This window comes from Streptococcus oralis, from assembly GCF_901543815.1.
Taxonomy (GTDB): Bacteria; Bacillota; Bacilli; order Lactobacillales; family Streptococcaceae; genus Streptococcus; species Streptococcus oralis_CM.
This window is the reverse complement of the sequence record NZ_CABEIU010000002.1, coordinates 385,958-404,774: the sequence shown is the minus strand read 5'-3', so window position 1 is coordinate 404,774 and position 18,817 is coordinate 385,958. Positions and strand designations below refer to the sequence as shown.

The 18,817-nt window shown below is 43.3% G+C and carries 20 protein-coding genes and 2 pseudogenes; 9 read left to right on the top strand and 13 right to left on the bottom strand.

Going from position 1 to position 18,817, the window contains the following annotated elements:
• Positions 1-521: 521 nt before the first annotated feature.
• From FQT28_RS02100 to FQT28_RS02050, 11 genes are all read right to left on the bottom strand, one after another.
• A complete protein-coding gene (locus FQT28_RS02100; protein WP_143989265.1) occupies positions 522-1,643 on the bottom strand; it encodes a nucleotidyltransferase in 1,122 nt (373 codons plus the stop codon).
• A 9-nt stretch (positions 1,644-1,652) separates the two neighbouring features.
• On the bottom strand, positions 1,653-2,393 hold the full coding sequence (locus FQT28_RS02095) for a class I SAM-dependent DNA methyltransferase (RefSeq protein WP_313769804.1): 741 nt from the start codon (positions 2,391-2,393) through the stop codon (positions 1,653-1,655).
• Positions 2,394-2,715: 322 nt separating this feature from the next.
• Positions 2,716-3,069 (bottom strand): ribosome silencing factor, encoded by a 354-nt coding sequence (gene rsfS, locus FQT28_RS02090; RefSeq protein ID WP_001003007.1) that lies wholly within the window; start codon positions 3,067-3,069, stop codon positions 2,716-2,718.
• A 12-nt stretch (positions 3,070-3,081) separates the two neighbouring features.
• Positions 3,082-3,582, bottom strand: coding sequence for a cysteine hydrolase family protein (locus FQT28_RS02085; protein ID WP_125457383.1), 501 nt, complete (start codon positions 3,580-3,582; stop codon positions 3,082-3,084).
• Positions 3,583-4,176, bottom strand: a complete 594-nt coding sequence (gene yqeK / locus FQT28_RS02080; RefSeq protein ID WP_143989264.1) for a bis(5'-nucleosyl)-tetraphosphatase (symmetrical) YqeK — start codon at positions 4,174-4,176, stop codon at positions 3,583-3,585. It lies immediately after the preceding gene.
• Positions 4,176-4,805, bottom strand: a complete 630-nt coding sequence (locus FQT28_RS02075; protein WP_143989263.1) for a nicotinate-nucleotide adenylyltransferase — start codon at positions 4,803-4,805, stop codon at positions 4,176-4,178. Before FQT28_RS02075 ends, yqeK begins: the two co-directional genes overlap by 1 nt.
• Positions 4,806-4,856: 51 nt before the next feature.
• Positions 4,857-5,168, bottom strand: coding sequence for a ribosome assembly RNA-binding protein YhbY (gene yhbY / locus FQT28_RS02070; RefSeq protein ID WP_000060169.1), 312 nt, complete (start codon positions 5,166-5,168; stop codon positions 4,857-4,859).
• 213 nt (positions 5,169-5,381) lie between these two features.
• On the bottom strand, positions 5,382-6,488 hold the full coding sequence (yqeH, locus tag FQT28_RS02065; RefSeq protein ID WP_143989262.1) for a ribosome biogenesis GTPase YqeH: 1,107 nt from the start codon (positions 6,486-6,488) through the stop codon (positions 5,382-5,384).
• Positions 6,489-6,490: 2 nt separating this feature from the next.
• On the bottom strand, positions 6,491-7,018 hold the full coding sequence (locus tag FQT28_RS02060) for a YqeG family HAD IIIA-type phosphatase (RefSeq protein ID WP_143989261.1): 528 nt from the start codon (positions 7,016-7,018) through the stop codon (positions 6,491-6,493).
• 17 nt (positions 7,019-7,035) lie between these two features.
• Positions 7,036-7,944, bottom strand: coding sequence for a magnesium transporter CorA family protein (locus tag FQT28_RS02055; protein ID WP_143989260.1), 909 nt, complete (start codon positions 7,942-7,944; stop codon positions 7,036-7,038).
• Between the two features lie 57 nt (positions 7,945-8,001).
• Entirely contained in the window at positions 8,002-8,562 is a 561-nt protein-coding gene (locus FQT28_RS02050) for a mechanosensitive ion channel family protein (protein ID WP_125450372.1), read from the bottom strand.
• A 150-nt stretch (positions 8,563-8,712) separates the two neighbouring features.
• Between FQT28_RS02050 and sstT the strand changes: the two genes are divergently transcribed.
• Both sstT and FQT28_RS02040 read left to right on the top strand, forming a co-directional pair.
• On the top strand, positions 8,713-9,918 hold the full coding sequence (gene sstT / locus FQT28_RS02045) for a serine/threonine transporter SstT (protein ID WP_143989259.1): 1,206 nt from the start codon (positions 8,713-8,715) through the stop codon (positions 9,916-9,918).
• 66 nt (positions 9,919-9,984) lie between these two features.
• Positions 9,985-10,938: an aromatic acid exporter family protein gene (locus FQT28_RS02040; protein WP_143989258.1), complete on the top strand. Its 954-nt coding sequence runs from the start codon at positions 9,985-9,987 to the stop codon at positions 10,936-10,938.
• Positions 10,939-11,391: 453 nt separating this feature from the next.
• On the opposite strand, the gene FQT28_RS02035 is transcribed toward FQT28_RS02040, so the two are convergent.
• Positions 11,392-12,936, bottom strand: coding sequence for a peptide chain release factor 3 (locus tag FQT28_RS02035; protein WP_125450375.1), 1,545 nt, complete (start codon positions 12,934-12,936; stop codon positions 11,392-11,394).
• Between the two features lie 145 nt (positions 12,937-13,081).
• Positions 13,082-13,774, bottom strand: a complete 693-nt coding sequence (locus FQT28_RS02030; RefSeq protein WP_143989257.1) for a YwaF family protein — start codon at positions 13,772-13,774, stop codon at positions 13,082-13,084.
• 203 nt (positions 13,775-13,977) lie between these two features.
• Here FQT28_RS02030 and gatC point away from each other — a divergent pair, with 203 nt between their 5' ends.
• From gatC to efp, 7 genes and pseudogenes are all read left to right on the top strand, one after another.
• Positions 13,978-14,280, top strand: coding sequence for an Asp-tRNA(Asn)/Glu-tRNA(Gln) amidotransferase subunit GatC (gene gatC / locus FQT28_RS02025; RefSeq protein WP_000705412.1), 303 nt, complete (start codon positions 13,978-13,980; stop codon positions 14,278-14,280).
• Positions 14,280-15,746, top strand: a complete 1,467-nt coding sequence (gene gatA / locus FQT28_RS02020; protein ID WP_143989256.1) for an Asp-tRNA(Asn)/Glu-tRNA(Gln) amidotransferase subunit GatA — start codon at positions 14,280-14,282, stop codon at positions 15,744-15,746. The genes gatC and gatA overlap by 1 nt, the downstream gene beginning before the upstream one ends.
• Positions 15,746-17,191: an Asp-tRNA(Asn)/Glu-tRNA(Gln) amidotransferase subunit GatB gene (gene gatB, locus FQT28_RS02015; RefSeq protein WP_143989255.1), complete on the top strand. Its 1,446-nt coding sequence runs from the start codon at positions 15,746-15,748 to the stop codon at positions 17,189-17,191. The genes gatA and gatB overlap by 1 nt, the downstream gene beginning before the upstream one ends.
• A 57-nt stretch (positions 17,192-17,248) precedes the next feature.
• A complete protein-coding gene (locus FQT28_RS02010) occupies positions 17,249-17,647 on the top strand; it encodes a hypothetical protein (protein WP_125450377.1) in 399 nt (132 codons plus the stop codon).
• Positions 17,648-17,711: 64 nt separating this feature from the next.
• Positions 17,712-17,843: pseudogene (locus tag FQT28_RS02005) on the top strand (SPFH domain-containing protein); the annotation flags it as partial.
• Positions 17,818-18,111: pseudogene (locus FQT28_RS02000) on the top strand (glutamyl-tRNA amidotransferase); the annotation flags it as partial. The pseudogenes FQT28_RS02005 and FQT28_RS02000, both read left to right, overlap by 26 nt.
• Positions 18,112-18,239: 128 nt before the next feature.
• Positions 18,240-18,800 carry an elongation factor P gene (gene efp, locus FQT28_RS01995; protein WP_000568640.1) on the top strand — a complete coding sequence of 187 codons (561 nt, stop codon included), beginning with the start codon at positions 18,240-18,242 and terminating at the stop codon, positions 18,798-18,800.
• Positions 18,801-18,817 lie beyond the last annotated feature (17 nt).

Here is an 18,817-nt window from a genome sequence, read left to right as displayed (position 1 = left end):
AGTCTCAGTTTTTATCCCTTTGACTCAGAAAAAGCAGATCCCATCTGGTATATACCAGTTGTTTTTAACTAGTATATGCCGTATGCCATTTTATCAAAACAGATCCTCCTTTTCAAGCATTTATACTAGAAACAACCAATAAAACGCCTAATTTTTACCTAAAATTCGCTTCTAAGGCTCAAATTATTAAAGCTCTCTTACTATTTTCGAAATCAAGCTCCTTAATATTTCCAATAAAAAAAGGCCAAACCATCATTAGAAGAGATCATTTCTTTTGTAAATCCCATACTTCTAATCGTTTTTATGACATTTTCAAAAGATACCGACGAGGACAAGATTATTAACGCTTTGGATCACCCTGTTCTCATACAAAACGAGGAGCCACTATCAACCTTATCATAGTCATTAAACGAAATGCCTTTGATTGTTAGAACTTTGGCAATGTCAAAACCAGAATTTTCATAGCTTTAAACATGACAAAAGAGAGAACCAATCTAATTCCCTCTATGCTTCATTATATGTCACCCACTACAGTTTGATAAGGAGTCACTTGTTTCTATTCTAATCGGCACTCTACCGAAATTCTGCTCTGCGATGCTTGGCTGTCCTAGTCGGTAGATCTGGTCCGCCTTTTGCGTTATGCTATCCCAAGGTTCTTTGCCAATTCGGCTGACTAGATGGACCTGCTCTTTCAGAGATTTGAGGTGTTGTCTGCCTTTTTCAGTAAAGCCAAGAACATGTATAGCTTCTGGCAAGTCGCTTTCTCTGGCCTGCACCAAAATATAAGTCAAGAGGCGTCTGACACGCGCCTTGGTATAACGCTTGGTCGCAACCGCCTCGACCAATTCTTCCACAGATTGAGCTGTCTTAACGGCCTCCTTGATGCGCACAGCCATTTCTTGATTGACCTGATAGATGGTCGTTAGGTCTGGATTTGACAAGATTTGATAGCGGAGCAAGGGAAAATAGTCGTCCCAACTCACCTTACTGGCCTGCTCAAAGAGGGCAACAGAAGGCATAAAGCGTTCTAAGAAATCTTGGTCTGATTGATGCTGACGGAGAGCTGTTGCCGAGGCAAAGTCCACATCCCTGTTCACAGAATGATAGCCAGCCCCCTGACGCTGAATCGGATGGAGTTTGATTCTACGTCCCGCAACCGCCTTAGCATAGGCCAGAGCAAGGACATGATTGGGGGTATTGCCTGAAAAATCAAGACCTGCAAATTCCTTCCACATGGCTTGGGTTTTCTGAGGATAAGAGAGGGCATCAGGCAGATTTTCCACAAATTCCTCCATCTCGGTACCTTGCTCCGTGTATAGGTCAGCAATTTTCTGGTAATCCAGAACTTCCTCTGTCCCAAAAGCTAGTCTATCAATCCCCAACCGAGCCAAGATATCCACAGCCCCTTGACCGAAGAAATCCGCCGCCTGAACACTGACTAAAAAGGGCAATTCCACTACCAAATCTGCTCCATTTTCCAGCGCCATTTGAGCCCGTGTCCACTTGTCCACGATAGCAGGCTCTCCACGCTGCATGAAATTCCCTGACATGGCAACGATTTTCAGCCCCTCCGCCTGCTCAAGCAGGTATTTGTGGCCATTATGAAAAGGATTGAACTCCGCGATAATACCTGTGATGGTCATGATAATCTCCTACTTCTGCGCGACAAAAAACCAACGAGTGCTGGTTTCTGTCGGCTCCTTGTCCTCAAAGTCCGCATAGAGTTTAAAAGACTTGAAACCAGCTTGTTCCAATAAAATATCGTAGGTCAAAACTTCATAGGTCCGCTCCTCATGCACTTCATCGTGGCGACTAAAGGAACCGTCCGCTTCCTTGACAAAGAAAGTCAACTCATGCACGATGGAGTGAGGAGCCGCATCCTCATAGGTATCCCAGAGCATAGCGAAATCTTCCGCATTTTCATGGTAAGAATAGCCTGGAAAAACCTCATCAGTCTGGTAGGTCGAATGCACATCAAAGATGAATACTCCGTCTTCATTGAGGGCATTATACACTTCCTTAAAGACGTCTCCCACCTCCACCTCATCCTGCATGTAGCAGATAGAGTCAGAGTAACAAGTCACAAAATCATATTTACCAGCCTTGGACAAATCCAGCATATTGCCCTCTATAAAATCAATCTTTTGCTTGGCTGAAGCAGCTCTCTTTTCAGCAATCTTCAGCATATCCGCGCTCAAGTCAAGTCCTGTCACATCAAAACCAGCCTGAGAAAAGCGAACAGACTGGATACCTGTTCCGCAAGCCAGTTCCAAAAGCTTCTTTCTCTCCTTGGTCTTAGGCAAATGACGCAGAGAAAAATCCGTCCATTTATCGTATAAACTATCATCCATGACCGCATCATAGACCGCCGCAAAAGTTTCATAAGTAGCCATATTCATGATACCAAGTCCGCCCGTAATCGGAATGAAAATTAGGAGCTTGACGATGGAGCCGAGCTCCAAGGAAGGCTATCTATTTTCCGACGATTACAGGACGGGTTCAAATCCTTTCTAAGATGCAAAGAGCGTTAAAAGCAAGGAGAAAATAGGAAACTTTCTGCTGTATCGTCAGATACAAAGGAAGTTTATCTTTTTCTCGCAGCTTTTAGCTCGTGTTCAGTTTCGAGATGAACAAAACACGACGCCCTCACCTTTCTATCCATTTTTTTCTAAAATAAGCAAAGAAAACCCAGTTGACTGCAACTGAGTTCATCTACTAGGCCAAGGCTTCAGAAATATCTACAGACTCCGCCTCATGCCACAGTTTTTCTAGGTTATAGTGGGCACGCATTTCTTCTGAGAAGATATGCACAACGACACCACCGAGGTCTAGCAAAACCCAGCCTCCCGCTGCATCGCCTTCAACATGGCTACCTTTAAAGCCTGCTTCGGCTACTTTTTCACGGATATTGTCAGCGATAGCGTCCAACTGACGGCTATTCATCGAGCTAGTGATGACAAAGTAGTCTGTCACACTGGTCAAATCTTGTACGTCAAGTGCGAGGATATCCTCCGCACGTTTCTCATCAGCCGCTTTCACGACTAGTTCTAGTAATTCTTTTTCGTTCATTTAGTCCTCTTTCTAGAAAATATGTTTGTAATCTAGGACATCTGCAAAGCGCCCCTCCCAAATGTCCTCATAAAATTCATTTATCGTTTCTGCTGGAATGTCATTCCCATCAAACGTTGTGCAAGTTCCTTCTGGAATAATAAGCTGATAGCCATATTCAAAGGCAACCTTGACAGAGGTATCCACACAATATTCTGTCTGCATACCACATAAAACTAATTTTTCAATTCCCTGTTTATCCAAGTATTCTTTTAAACCAGTTTCTTTGAAAATACTGTTATACTTCTTCTGAAAGACCTTTTCATTAGGTTTTCGATTTAAAAGCTCAGATAACTGCCAATCTTCTGATGTTTGAGCTTCAGAGTCCTCAATATGTTGAACATAGATAATTTCGATATTCTTGCTTCTAGCCTGGTTTTGTAAATAAGAAATTTTTTCCAATAGACTATTTGTCTGAAAACCGGTTTCCACTAAAATATTCTGAACATCAATGATTATAAAAGCCGTCCTCATTTAGTCCTCTTTCAAATAGTGCACAAAGGCGTTATAGGTTTCAAGGGTTTGGGGATAGATGGGAAATCCCTGATGGGCTAGATGCTCAACGGTACGAGCTGTTTCATAGGCCACTGCCTTATTGAGAGATAGCTCCGCAATTTCACGCGCCACATCCACTCCAGGAAAGGCACGATTGTGTTCGATATAGTCTGCGACATAGATAACCTTATCAAGATCAGTCATCTGACCAGCACCAACTGTATGGATTTCAATAGCTCGCAGGATTTCTGGAACATGCAAATCCAAATCTTCCTGAATCTTGTAGATACCAACCATGCCATGCCAGACATTATTGCCCCAGTTTTTGAGGTCAGGGTCTAGCTGGTAACGGTCAATCAAGTCTAGAAATTCCTGATCTGACAGCTTTTTAGCATAATCATGAAGAAGGCCTGCTAGACCCGCTTTCTCGACATCGACTCCAAAGCGCTGAGCCAGTTCTATGGCTACACGCTCCACACCCAAGCAATGGGTTAAGCGTTTTTCAGGTAGAAGCTCTGCCATTTTTTCCAACAAAGCCTCACGGGAACAGTTGATATAGTCTTGGTATGCCATCAGTAAAGCCCCTCCTTCACGATGTAGTCTAGCACTGGCTGAGGTAGGAGAAAGTTAGGTTTCCGACCTTGGGCAATGAAGTCACGCACCATGCTTGACGAGATGTCCATGAGAGGCACATCCACCCAGATAACTGGATAGGAAGTCCCTGCCTTGTAGCGCGGACGCTGAACTCCCACAAACTGAACCATGTCAACCAGCTCATCAATTCGATACCACTTAGGTAGATAGTCCACCATATCAGCCCCGATAATGAAGTAATAATCCGTATCTGGATGTTGCTCTGTCAAAATCTTCATGGTGTCATAGGTGTAGGAAATGCCCTTGCGCTCTAGCTCAATGGTTTCAATGGCGAGGCCTTCAATCCCCTCTATCGCCAACTCAAGCATCTTGAGGCGGTGGTACTCAGGGATGGTTTCCTTTTTATCTACGTGAGGAGGTTGGTATTCGGGCATGAGCAAGACCTGGTCCAGTCCCAACTGTTGTCGCACTTGGTCCGCAACGATCAGATGGGCATTGTGAACAGGGTTAAAATTTCCCCCTAAAATCCCGACTTGCTTGCGTTTTTTCTCCTTGATTTCTGGCTCCAACTCTACCTTGGTAAAGGGAGTCAATAATTCGATTGCCATAGGCTCGTCTTCCTTTAATTCTCTGTAAAAACAGCTGTTTGGAGTAGGTGTTTAGATTTCTTTGACTTTTTTAGAAATCTTGCGATTTTCTTTCTTGCTGGATTGTTTAAACAAAATCAAGATGCGTCCGATTTTTTGGACAGTATCCACACCGATTTCTTCTTCCAAGATTTCAGCTACTTCGTGGATGTTTTCATCTGTATTTTGCAAGAGAGTGACTTTAATCAATTCGCGAGCGTCAAGAGCTTGACGGACGCTGGTTTTGATTTGGTCGTTAAGTCCATTTTTCCCGATTTGGATGATAGGTTTGAGGGTGTGTGCCTGGCTGTTGAGGAAGGCACGTTGTTTCGATGTTAATGACATAATTTTCTTCCTTATTTTTTGATAGTTATTTTAGGTGGTGAGGGACGGTCGGAACTAATTTTCCAAAGATCTCATCTTTGAAAAATGGATTTCCTGACCTCACAATTGAGCCTTGGTCTCAATTGTGCCCCTTGCCAATCTAACGATTGACAATCACACCACGGCAATAACTATCTCTGTATGAGCTCACTTTGTTCGCTCAGCGATTTTATTTTAAATGATTGCTTTTCGTGTGACGACGGCGACGCCTTCTGTTGCCCAGACGGCGACTTTGGCGTTGCCTGTTACGCGGATCCAGCCTAGTCCTGAGATGACCAGGTCTGTCTTGTCCTTAATGGTAAATACATGCTGGACTAGTTTTGGGAAATCTTCTTTTTCTTTGCTATTTGGTGGTGTCAGAAGGGTTCCAAGGTGTTTGTCATAAAAGGCACTAGCGCCTTCAAGCTTGGTACGATGGAGTTTGAGTTCATTGTCAAAGAAAGCAGTAAATCCTTGCTTTTCTCCTGATATAAAGTCAAAGCGTCCAAGACCACCAAGAAACAGGGTTTGCTCAGGGTTAAGCTGATAGGTTTTGGGCTTGATTTCCTTTTTAGGGCTGACATACTTGAGGTTTTTAGCCGTCAAGTAGTGGGCCATCTGGTGGCGGTGAATAATTCCCGGTGTATCGTAGATATAAGATCCGTCGTCAAGCGGAATCTCAATCTTGTCCAAGGTTGTCCCCGGGAAACGCGAAGTCGTGATGACATTTTGGTCACCTGTGATTTCTTGGATAATGGCATTGATAAGAGTTGATTTTCCAACGTTGGTTACCCCAACTACATAGACATCGCGTCCTTTACGGTAGTGTTCAATCTTGTCAATGACTTCCTTAATGGCATGTTTGTTTTGTGCTGAAGTCAGGACAACATCCACAGGACGAAGTCCTTCTTCGTGGGCACGCTCCATGAGCCACTGGCTAATCTTGCCAGCCTTTACGGACTTAGGGAGAATATCTTTTTTATTTCCCACCAAGAGGACATCATTGCCCGATACAAAGCGTGGCAAGCCTGGGATGACAGAGCCATTAAAGTCAAAAATATCAATGACATTGACCACCAAGGCATCACTATCGCCCACCTCGTGCAAGAGCTTGAGGAAATCATCGTCCGTCAACTGGACATCTGTGATTTCATTGTAATGACGGAGACGGAAACAGCGTTGGCAATAGACTTCGCCAGTCTCCAAACCTTTTTCGAGTGCTGACTGGGGAGTAAATCCAAGACCAGTCTTGTCTGTCGTCTGAATGGTTGCTCCACAACCAATACAGAGAATTTCTTCCATAGTTAAATTCCTTTTTTATATGTAATCGGTCCGTACTCTTCAGTGATTTTTCGCATGACACGGCGCTCGCGAGCTCGGTTGATCTGCGTTTTAATCGAGTCATGTTGGACCAAGGGTTTGACCAAGATCGAGCGAATGCCTGCACGATGCGCTGCCCGAATATCCGTCATGAGTTGGTCGCCGACCATGACCACTTCATTTTTCTCATAGTGGAATTCCTTCATAGCACGGTCAATCCCAAATGTGAAAGGCTTCAAGGCCCAATAAACGTAATCAATTCCAAATTTCTCAACTGCACGTTGAACTCGTTTTTTGGTGTTATTTGAGACCACGATGACACGAATACCTGCGTCACGAAGGTCATGTAGCCATTGCTTCATCTCTGGCGTCCCATCAGGGTTGTTCCAAGCAATGAGGGTATTGTCCAAATCGACCAAAACAGCCTTGATTCCCTGCGCTTGCAGGCTTGGGACTGTCAGATCATATACTGCTTCCACAGCAAAATCTGGCATATAGTTTTCAATCGCCATTCTGGCTCCTTTTCTTTTTAATTTCTAGCAATTTTCTTTAAATATTGGGCTAAGACTGCCCATAAAATTAGACTAGCTAATAAAATATAAATCCAAGCATTCGGTTCATCTGTAAACGGTAAGGGAACATTCATTCCGAAAAATCCTGTAATAACCGCAAGGATAGCTAGCAAAACTGAGATAATCGTCAAAGTTGTCAAATTATCATTTAGATTATTATTTAGGATGTTGTTGTAAGAGGCTGAGAGTTGTTGCAAGACTTGAGAAATCAAGTCTGTCATCGAAACCAACTGATGGGCTTCAATCATAGCATCGTCAAACTGCTCTCTCTCAACTTCGTTAAAACCGCGATAAAGAGCATGACCTTGGATATGTTCCAAGAGGAGACGATTTTGTTTAGCAGCAGCTGTCAGATAGACCATACTGGTTTCCAAGTCAGAAAGGGCAAAAAGATTTTTTTTAGTTGTTTTTTGACGAAGAAGTGCACTAATTTCATCCTTACTTTTATCCATCTCTTCAATAACTGGATAATAAGCATTGCAAATAATCTCTAAACTGGCAAAAAGAAATTTGTAAATTGAAATAATTTCATGGCTTTCAAGATAGGTTGCCATACGTTTAATCACATAAGTATTCTTGTGATTGCTAATAGTAATCAGCCGTTGTTTTTCAACGATAAAGGTCATCGGAATCGCTTCATAATATTCTTTGTCTTTTTCTAAATCAAGAACATTATAAATAAAGGTTACCGTCCCCGTTTCACGGTTATAATCCATATGGGCTCGTTCATTTCTATCTAGAGCATACTCAATGGTTTCCTTGTCCAATCCATAGACGTCAGAAAGGTCTTCCATATTTTTAATCTTGTCCACATCAAGGTCTATCCAGGTACAATCATGACCTAGTTTTTTCTCTACAAATAGCATACTCTCTCCTTTGCCAAACTCTTTCTATTGTACCACAAATCTGCCAAAATAGCAGACTTACTCTGTACGGGAAAAGTTGCTGACAACAGTGATATTCCGGTTGGGAACAAAGTGAAGGGCTTGGTCATCGCTTCGAAGTTGGGTCGTACGGATTCCGACACTGACAACCTTGCCAGATACAGTAATCGGTCCATTTGTGAGAATCACTTCGTCGCCCACATCGAGCTGGCGTTCAAAGAGGATGAAAAAGCCATTGATGACATCGGATAGAAAACCTTGTGCTCCCATACCGATAGCCACTCCAGCAATCCCTGCCCCAGCAAGGAGGCTGGAAACTGGCAAACCTAAAATGGACAAGATACAGTAGATTAAAAAGAAATAAAGGCTATAGTTAAAGATATTCTCAAGCAAACGAGAAATGGTCTTTTGTCTGCCAGCATCTCGATTTGACAACTTGAGCGAGGGCTTGACAATCTTTCGTACAGTCGTATGAAGCATCTTTTTAGCTATATAAAATAGCAGAAACAAAATCAAAAGAGAAATCAACTTGGTCAAAAGATTCTCTAATACAGTTGTTACATCCAATTTATCAAGATAACGTTGAAAAAATTCTTGCATACAAAACTCCTTTCTAGTATTATACCACAAATCATTCCGTTCAATTCCCTCATAAATATTCCAATATTTCCCCAAACTCAAATAAAAAGACTTGCCTCAACGGCATATTTATACTATAATCATAAACAATACATTTTGAAGGAGACTATTATGAAAAGAATCATTCGAGCCTGGAACAAGGCCAGCCTCATCAAACGTATCCTAATCGGCATGCTTCTGGGAGCCTCTCTAGGGCTACTTTTTCCTAATCTGTCGGGGCTCAGCATTCTCGGTGACCTATTCGTTGGGGGTCTGAAAGCCATCGCTCCTGTCTTGGTCTTTACCCTCGTCGCAAATGCCCTCTCACAACATCAAAAAGGGCAAGATACCAATATGAAGACCGTTATTTTTCTCTATCTACTCGGCACCTTTGCAGCTGCCTTGATTGCTGTACTGGCTAGTTTTCTCTTTCCGGTCCAGATTACTCTCAGCAGTGCGAGCACAGAGATTGCCCCACCAGACGGCATCGGTCAAGTTCTCAGCAACCTACTGCTGAATCTCGTGGACAATCCCCTCAACGCCGTCGTCAAAGCCAACTATATTGGAATTCTATCATGGGCTGTTGTCTTTGGACTTGCTATGAGAGAAGCTAGCAAAAACAGCAAGGAATTGCTCAAAACCATGGCTGGTGTAACTTCCAAGATTGTGGAGTGGATTATCAATTTGGCTCCTTTCGGAATTATGGGCTTGGTCTTCAAGACCATCTCTGATAAAGGAATTACCAGCCTTGCTAACTACGGAATTTTGCTAGGACTCTTGATTGCAACTATGGCTTTTGTGGCCCTTGTCATCAATCCCCTCATTGCCTTTCTCTTTATGAGAAAAAATCCTTATCCTCTTGTTTTTAAATGTTTGCGTGTGAGTGGAATTACAGCTTTCTTTACTCGTAGTTCTGCCGCTAATATCCCTGTCAACATGAAACTCTGCCAAGACCTAGGACTCAATCCAGATACCTACTCCGTTTCTATCCCCCTTGGTTCGACCATTAACATGGCTGGTGCAGCTGTAACCATTAACATTTTGACTCTAGCTGCAGTCAATACTCTGGGAATCTCTGTCGACTTTGGTACATCCTTTGTGCTCAGTGTTGTCGCTGCCATTTCTGCCTGCGGAGCCTCTGGAATCGCTGGTGGATCACTCCTCCTCATTCCCGTCGCTTGTAGTCTCTTTGGGATTTCAAATGACGTTGCTATGCAGGTAGTCGGAGTTGGTTTTGTCATCGGTGTCGTCCAAGATTCCTGCGAAACTGCCCTGAACTCTTCTACCGACGTCCTCTTTACAGCAGTAGCTGAGTACGCGTCGGCACGTAAAAAATAGATTTTTAAGACAAGTCTTCCAAGCCTTGTCTTTTATACTCTTATTCTAGTATTATAGGAAATTCTCATGTCTATCACCCAACGTACGACCAAACTGATCTTAGCGACCTGCCTTGCTTGTTTTCTCGCTTATTTTTTAGATTTATCATCAGCAGTTTCAGCTGGAATTATCGCCCTCTTAAGCCTCTCCGACACGCGCAGAAGTACGCTGAAATTAGCCCGTAACCGCCTCTTTTCCATGCTCCTAGCACTCGCTATCGGTGTTCTAGCCTTTCAACTGACAGGATTTCACATCTGGAGTCTCGGCCTCTATCTGGCTCTCTACGTGCCCCTAGCCTATAAAATGGGCTGGGAAATCGGCATCACCCCTAGCAGTGTCTTGGTCAGCCATCTCTTGGTACAGGAGTCTACTTCCCCAGCCCTCCTGCTCAATGAAGTGCTCCTCTTTCTCATCGGGACAAGCTTTGCTCTATTGGTCAACCTTTATATGCCCTCTCGTGAGAAAGCCATCCAAAGCTACCACCTTCAGGTCGAAGAAAAGTTAAAAGACATCCTGCTTCGCTTTAAATACTATCTGTCGAGGGGAGACGGGCGCAACCAAGCCCAACTCGTTGACCAATTAGACAAGCTCCTTGATGAAGCCCTCAAGCTAGTCTATTTGGATCACTCGGATCACCTCTTTCACCAGACGGACTACCACATCCACTACTTTGAGATGAGACAGCGCCAAAGCCGTATCCTGCGAAATATGGCCCAGCAGATCAATACCTGCCACCTGGCCGCAAGTGAGAGTTTGATTTTGGCCCAGCTCTTTTCAAAGATTGCTGTCCAGCTAAGTCAGACCAATCCTGCTCACGACCTACTTGATGACATCGAACGCTATCTGCAAGTCTTCCGCAATCGGAGTCTCCCTAAAACACGTGAGGAGTTTGAGACCCGTGCCACCCTCCTGCAGCTACTACGCGAAGCCGAAACTTTCATTCAGGTCAAGGTCGATTTTTACCAGAAATATGGAAACTAGAAATTAAAGAACCTCAGAGGATTCACAAAAGGTGAATACTTCTGAGGTTTTTGTTTTACAGATCTCAACTTGAACATACTTTTTGAAAAAACTCCGCTCTAATATCTATCTCAAATTTTTCAGTATTGAGCCACGACACGGAGTTTGGCAAATCTACTCTATTTGCCAAATGTAGTTAGTAAGACTGGTTGCTATTTGGCTTCCCCATCATTACGACGGTAAAGCCCATGAATAGATACCATTAATGGGCTTTGCCTAGTGAAGCGGTTATCGATTGTTAGATTACGACACTGAGTTTTACAAATCGATTTCATTTGTAAAACGTAGTTACGACGGAAAAATCCACGAATCGATACTATTCGTGGATTTTTCCTAGTGAAGCGTTTAGGTAGACCGCCATAGCGGTTACCGTCAAATGACAGCAACTTTATGTTGCTAGTCATTTGTAACGATTCACATCTTCTCTTCCAACTCTACATCTGGATATTTATCCGCAAACCAGCGAAGGGCAAAGTCGTTTTCAAAAAGGAATACTGGTTGGTCAAAACGGTCTTTGGCTAAGATATTACGGCTTGAAGACATACGCTCGTCTAGGTCCTCTGGTTTGATCCAACGAACGGTCTTTTTACCCATTGGGCTCATGACCACTTCTGCATTGTACTCGCCTTCCATGCGGTGCTTAAAGACTTCAAACTGGAGTTGACCAACAGCGCCTAGCATGTACTCGCCTGTTTGGTAATTCTTATAAAGCTGAATAGCTCCTTCTTGCACCAATTGTTCAATCCCCTTGTGGAAGGATTTTTGTTTCATGACGTTCTTGGCAGAAACTTTCATGAAAATCTCAGGTGTAAAGGTTGGCAGTGGTTCAAATTCAAACTTGTTTTTTCCAACCGTCAAGGTGTCTCCAACCTGATAAGTACCGGTATCGTAAACCCCGATGATATCACCTGCTACGGCATTAGTGACATTTTCACGACTTTCCGCCATAAATTGAGTGACATTCGACAGTTTAGCTCCCTTACCAGTACGAGGCAGATTGACACTCATTCCACGCTCAAATTCACCCGATACGATACGCACAAAGGCGATACGGTCACGGTGACGAGGGTCCATGTTAGCTTGGATTTTAAAGACAAATCCTGAGAAATCCTTGTCATAAGGATCCACAATTTCGCCGTCTGTTTTCTTGTGTCCATGAGGTTCTGGAGCAAACTTAAGGAAGGTCTCAAGGAAGGTCTGCACCCCAAAGTTTGTCAAGGCTGAACCGAAGAAGACCGGAGTCAGTTCTCCTGCAAGAATAGCTTCTTCCGAAAACTCATTTCCTGCTTCATTCAAAAGCTCAATATCATCCTTGACTTGCTCATAAAATGGGTTACTTCCAAAGAGTTTGTCCCCTTCTTCCAGACTGGCAAAACGTTCATCCCCTTTATAAAGTTCCAAGCGTTGGTTATAAAGGTCATACAATCCTTCAAAGGCTTTCCCCATACCAATTGGCCAGTTCATGGGGTAGCTAGCAATGCCCAAGACTTCTTCCAATTCTTGTAAGAGATCTAGTGGCTCACGACCGTCACGGTCCAATTTGTTCATAAAGGTAAAGACTGGAATGCCACGGTGCTTCACAACCTCAAACAATTTCTTGGTTTGGGCCTCGATACCCTTGGCAGAGTCCACGACCATGACTGCAGCATCCACCGCCATCAAGGTCCGATAGGTATCTTCTGAGAAGTCCTCGTGCCCTGGTGTGTCTAGGATGTTGACGCGTTTTCCGTCGTAGTCAAACTGCATAACAGATGAAGTGACCGAAATCCCACGTTGTTTCTCGATATCCATCCAGTCAGACTTGGCAAAAGTCCCTGTTTTCTTACCTTTTACGGTACCAGCCTCACGAATCTCGCCCCCGAAGTAGAGCAACTGCTCAGTGATGGTTGTTTTCCCGGCGTCCGGGTGGGAAATAATGGCAAAGGTACGGCGTTTCTTGATTTCTTCTTGAATAGTCATAAGTTCTCTTTCTTTGATTCTCTATTTTTGGTTGTTTCATATAGCTAAGAATGATGTTTACATTGGATTTTACCATTCCTTTCAACTCACCATTATATCGGATTTTATGGAGTTTTTCAATTGCTCATCCGATGAAAAAGGTAAGCTAGAGCACAGATTTCACCTGATTTCTCTTTTTCCACCGTTTCTTGAACAAGATATCAAAGAGAAGCAAAGCTAGAGAAAGAATAACCGACACAAGGAGGTACTTTATCCATAGAGGAGCATTTGAGATAAATGGTGTATCTCTTAAGAGGCCATAATTTCCACCAGTTACCATATTAACCCCAACTAGAAAGAGATTGAGAACGAAAGTATAGACTACGATCATATACTTCTTAAGTAAACTCTTATCATAGTGATTCATCAAGTAAACCAAGGAATTCACCAAAAGGGCATAGTGCCCAATCAAAAATGAAAAACTAGTGATATGGGGGAAGTCATAGGGATCAAAAACGGGGTAACCCAAAGCAAAGACCGCTCCACTTGCTCCTAAGAGGGCAAAATATTGCTTGCTCCGCCATTTATCTGGTAAGAAAACTACCGCAAACATGGCTAAACGGCAATGGTAAAATGGAAGGCTATTAGAAAATGGAATCCCAAAGCCAACATACCAACTATATAGGGCTAGCAACTGGAGGATCTGAATCCCCTTAAACAAGCGGACAAATTTCGGATTTTTGTGATAAGCAAGTGCCCCATAAATACAAAGCACTAAGAGAAGCATCATGATTCCGTACCAAAAAGGCGGAATGGGAGGAGGAATGGTTTGGAATCTTGTAAAAAAATTATGTAGCATATTTTCTATCCTAACTCATCTTTCGAGGAATTCTTCCTACATTAATCTCTAGTCTCACTCAATTTTTCTTTTAGTTTAACTATTATAGCGAATTAAAAGCGATTTTTCAATTTCTATTTCTTTTCAGTTCGGCTCCCTTATTTATAGGAAAATATGGTAAAATAGAACAGACTAAAAATCATCATTTCACGAAAGGATGCAAGATGAAAATTACGCAAGAAGAGGTAACACACGTTGCCAATCTTTCAAAATTAAAATTCTCTGAAGAAGAAACTGCCGCCTTTGCGACAACCTTGTCTAAAATTGTTGACATGGTTGAATTGCTGGGCGAAGTCGACACAACTGGTGTCGCACCTACTACGACCATGGCAGACCGCAAGACCGTACTCCGCCCGGATGTGGCTGAAGAAGGAACAGACCGTGACCGCCTGTTTAAAAACGTACCTGAAAAAGAAAACTACTATATCAAGGTACCAGCTATCCTAGATGATGGAGGAGATGCCTAATGACTTTTAATCATAAAACCATTGAAGACTTGCACAACCTCCTTGTCTCTAAGGAGATTTCAGCAACTGAATTGACACAAGCAACGCTTGAAGATATCAAATCTCGCGAGACAGCTATCAATGCTTTTGTTACCATCGCTGAAGAGCAAGCCCTCGCTCAAGCTAAGGCTATTGATGAAGCTGGAATTGATGCTGATAATGTCCTTTCAGGAATTCCACTGGCTGTTAAGGATAATATCTCTACTGACGGTATCCTCACAACCGCTGCCTCAAAAATGCTCTACAACTACGAGCCAATCTTTGATGCGACAGCCGTTGCCAACGCCAAAGCTAAAGGTATGATTGTTGTTGGGAAAACTAACATGGACGAGTTTGCCATGGGTGGTTCAGGTGAGACTTCCCACTACGGTGCGACTAAAAATGCTTGGGACCACAGCAAGGTTCCTGGCGGTTCATCAAGTGGTTCTGCTGCAGCCGTAGCTTCTGGGCAAGTCCGCTTGTCACTTGGTTCTGACACTGGCGGTTCTATCCGCCAACCAGCTGCCTTCAACGGGATCGTTGGTCTCAAGCCTACCTACGGAACAGTTTCTCGTTTTGGTCTCATTGCTTTCGGTAGCTCATTAGACCAGATTGGACCTTTTGCACCAACTGTTAAAGAAAACGCTCTATTACTAAACGCTATTGCTAGCGAAGATGCTAGAGACTCGACTTCTGCTCCTGTCCGCATTGCCGACTTTACTTCAAAAATCGGCCAAGACATCAAGGGCATGAAAATTGCTTTGCCTAAGGAATACCTTGGTGAAGGGATTGACCCAGAAGTTAAAGAAACCATCATCAACGCAGCCAAACACTTTGAGAAACTTGGTGCCATCGTCGAAGAAGTTAGCCTTCCTCACTCTAAATACGGTGTTGCCGTTTACTATATTATCGCTTCATCAGAAGCTTCCTCAAACTTGCAACGTTTTGACGGTATCCGTTACGGCTATCGTGCAGAGGATGCAAGCAACCTTGATGAAATCTATGTAAACAGCCGTAGCCAAGGTTTCGGTGAAGAGGTAAAACGCCGTATCATGCTTGGTACTTTCAGCCTTTCATCAGGTTACTACGATGCCTACTACAAGAAGGCTGGACAAGTTCGTACCCTCATCATCCAAGATTTCGAAAAAGTCTTTGCGGATTACGACTTGATTTTGGGACCAACTGCTCCAAGCGTTGCCTATGATTTGGACTCACTCAACCACGACCCAGTTGCCATGTACTTGGCTGACCTCTTGACAATCCCAGTCAACTTGGCAGGCCTCCCAGGAATTTCAATTCCTGCTGGATTCTCTCAAGGTCTCCCAGTCGGTCTCCAATTGATCGGTCCTAAATACTCAGAAGAGACTATTTACCAAGCTGCTGCTGCCTTTGAAGCGACAACAGACTACCACAAACAACAACCTGTGATTTTTGGAGGTGACAACTAATGAACTTTGAAACAGTCATTGGACTTGAAGTCCACGTAGAGCTCAACACCAATTCAAAAATCTTCTCACCTACTTCTGCCCACTTCGGAAATGACCAAAACGCCAACACTAACGTGATTGACTGGTCTTTCCCAGGCGTTCTACCCGTTCTCAATAAAGGTGTTGTCGATGCCGGTATCAAAGCTGCTCTTGCCCTCAACATGGACATCCACAAGCACATGCACTTTGACCGCAAGAACTACTTCTATCCTGATAATCCCAAAGCCTACCAAATTTCTCAGTTTGATGAACCTATCGGTTATAATGGTTGGATTGAAGTCGAGCTAGAAGACGGTTCAACTAAGAAAATCGGTATCGAACGTGCTCACCTAGAAGAAGATGCTGGCAAGAACACCCACGGTACAGATGGCTACTCCTATGTTGACCTCAACCGCCAAGGGGTGCCATTGATTGAGATTGTATCTGAAGCTGACATGCGTTCTCCAGAGGAAGCCTACGCTTATCTGACAGCCCTCAAGGAAGTTATCCAGTACGCTGGTATTTCTGACGTTAAGATGGAAGAAGGTTCTATGCGTGTGGATGCCAACATTTCCCTTCGTCCTTATGGCCAAGAAAAATTCGGTACCAAGACTGAGTTGAAAAACCTCAACTCCTTCTCAAATGTCCGCAAAGGTCTTGAATACGAAGTCCAACGCCAAGCTGAAATCCTTCGCTCAGGTGGTCAAATTCGCCAAGAAACACGCCGTTACGATGAAGCTAACAAAGCAACCATCCTCATGCGTGTCAAAGAAGGTGCTGCAGACTACCGCTACTTCCCAGAACCAGACCTACCTCTCTTTGAAATTTCAGATGAGTGGATCGAAGAAATGCGGACTGAGTTGCCAGAGTTTCCAAAAGAACGCCGTGCCCGTTACGTGGCTGACCTTGGTTTATCAGACTACGATGCTAGCCAGTTGACAGCAAACAAAGTCACTTCTGACTTCTTTGAAAAAGCTGTTTCCCTCGGTGGCGATGCTAAGCAAGTCTCAAACTGGCTCCAAGGTGAAGTTGCTCAGTTCTTGAACGCTGAAGGCAAAACTCTCGAACAAATCGAATTGACACCAGAAAACTTAGTAGAAATGATTGCCATCATCGAAGACGGTACTATCTCATCTAAGATTGCCAAAAAAGTCTTTGTCCACCTGGCTAAAAATGGCGGTGGGGCGCGTGACTACGTCGAAAAAGCAGGTATGGTCCAAATCTCAGATCCAGCTATCTTGATTCCAATCATCCACCAAGTCTTTGCGGATAACGAAGCTGCCGTTGCCGACTTCAAATCAGGTAAACGCAACGCAGACAAGGCCTTCACAGGCTTCCTCATGAAAGCAACCAAAGGCCAAGCCAACCCACAAGTTGCCCTTAAACTACTTGCACAAGAATTGGCGAAGTTGAAAGACAGTGAGTAATTCACTCTTTAAACACTTTTTTCTACTTTTAAAACGAGAATGAGACAAGGGGAATAAATGAACAAATTTTTACGATTGCTATTTGCATTAGTCATCATCGCTATGTTAGGCGCTTCTATACTACAAATTTTCTTTCCATCATACATGGGAAGCCACTCCGGGTACGGAATATCTGCTGGTTGGCAACGAGAAATTGGAATATGGAATTTAGCTGTATTGATTATTATTCTCGCTGTCAATATTAAATACGATTGGTTTTATCTACGAGTCGTACTTTTTGCTCTCATTCTTGGCGGGATTGGAATAGGAACAAATCACTTACTCAATTATATGGAGTATCACTCTCCTGTAAATGCTATCGGTGCTTTTGAGAACTACTTGCTAGCAATAGGGTGGATTGTAGGATGGCTCATCGAGCGCCATTCCATAAAGAAGCTAAATGCTAGCAAATCTTAGATGATTTTTAAAGAGTATCAAATAATTTAATAATTATTTGAGTTATGAAATCAACCTTTTCAATAGTCTCAATGCCAATCAAAAACCCTCCAACGAACTCGCTAAACAAAAGGTCAACAAAGTTTGGACAGGCCTCTACGAGATTGAAGCAACCAGTATCTTGCTTGAAGACCTCAGCTATGACCAAGAAAGTCTTTGTCCACCTGGCTAAAAATGGCGGTGGTGCGCGTGAATACGTGGAAAAAGCAGGTATGGTCCAAATCTCAGATCCAGATATCTTGATTCCAATCATCCACCAAGTCTTTGCGAATAATGAAGCTGCCGTTGCCGACTTCAAATCAGGTAAACGCAACGCAGACAAGGCCTTCACAGGCTTCCTCATGAAAGCAACCAAAGGCAAAGCCAACCCACAAGTCGCCCTTAAACTCCTCGCCCAGGAACTGGCGAAGTTGAAAGAAAACTAGACAGAACAAAACCAGCCCTCAGGTTGGTTTTTTCTTCTCTACCAACTCCCAATAACTATTTTGGCTTTATTTCCAGAGTATTTTATGGTAAAATGAAGAGTAATAATATTTATTAAAGAGGTAAAAACATGATTGAAGCAAGTAAATTAAAAGCTGGTATGACCTTTGAAACAGCTGACGGAAAATTGATCCGCGTTTTGGAAGCTAGCCACCACAAACCAGGTAAAGGAAACACGATCATGCGTATGAAATTACGTGATGTCCGTACTGGTTCTACATTTGACACAAGCTACCGTCCAGAGGAAAAATTTGAACAAGCCATCATCGAAACTGTCCCAGCTCAATACTTGTACAAAATGGATGACACAGCATACTTCATGAATACAGAAACTTACGACCAATACGAAATCCCTGTAGTCAATGTTGAAAACGAATTGCTTTACATCCTTGAAAACTCTGATGTGAAAATCCAATTCTACGGAACTGAAGTAATCGGTGTAACTGTACCAACTACTGTTGAATTGACAGTTGCAGAAACCCAACCATCTATCAAAGGTGCTACTGTTACAGGTTCTGGTAAACCAGCAACGATGGAAACTGGACTTGTCGTAAACGTTCCAGACTTCATCGAAGCAGGACAAAAACTCGTTATCAACACTGCAGAAGGAACTTACGTTTCTCGTGCCTAATCTCTAGAAAGAGGTCA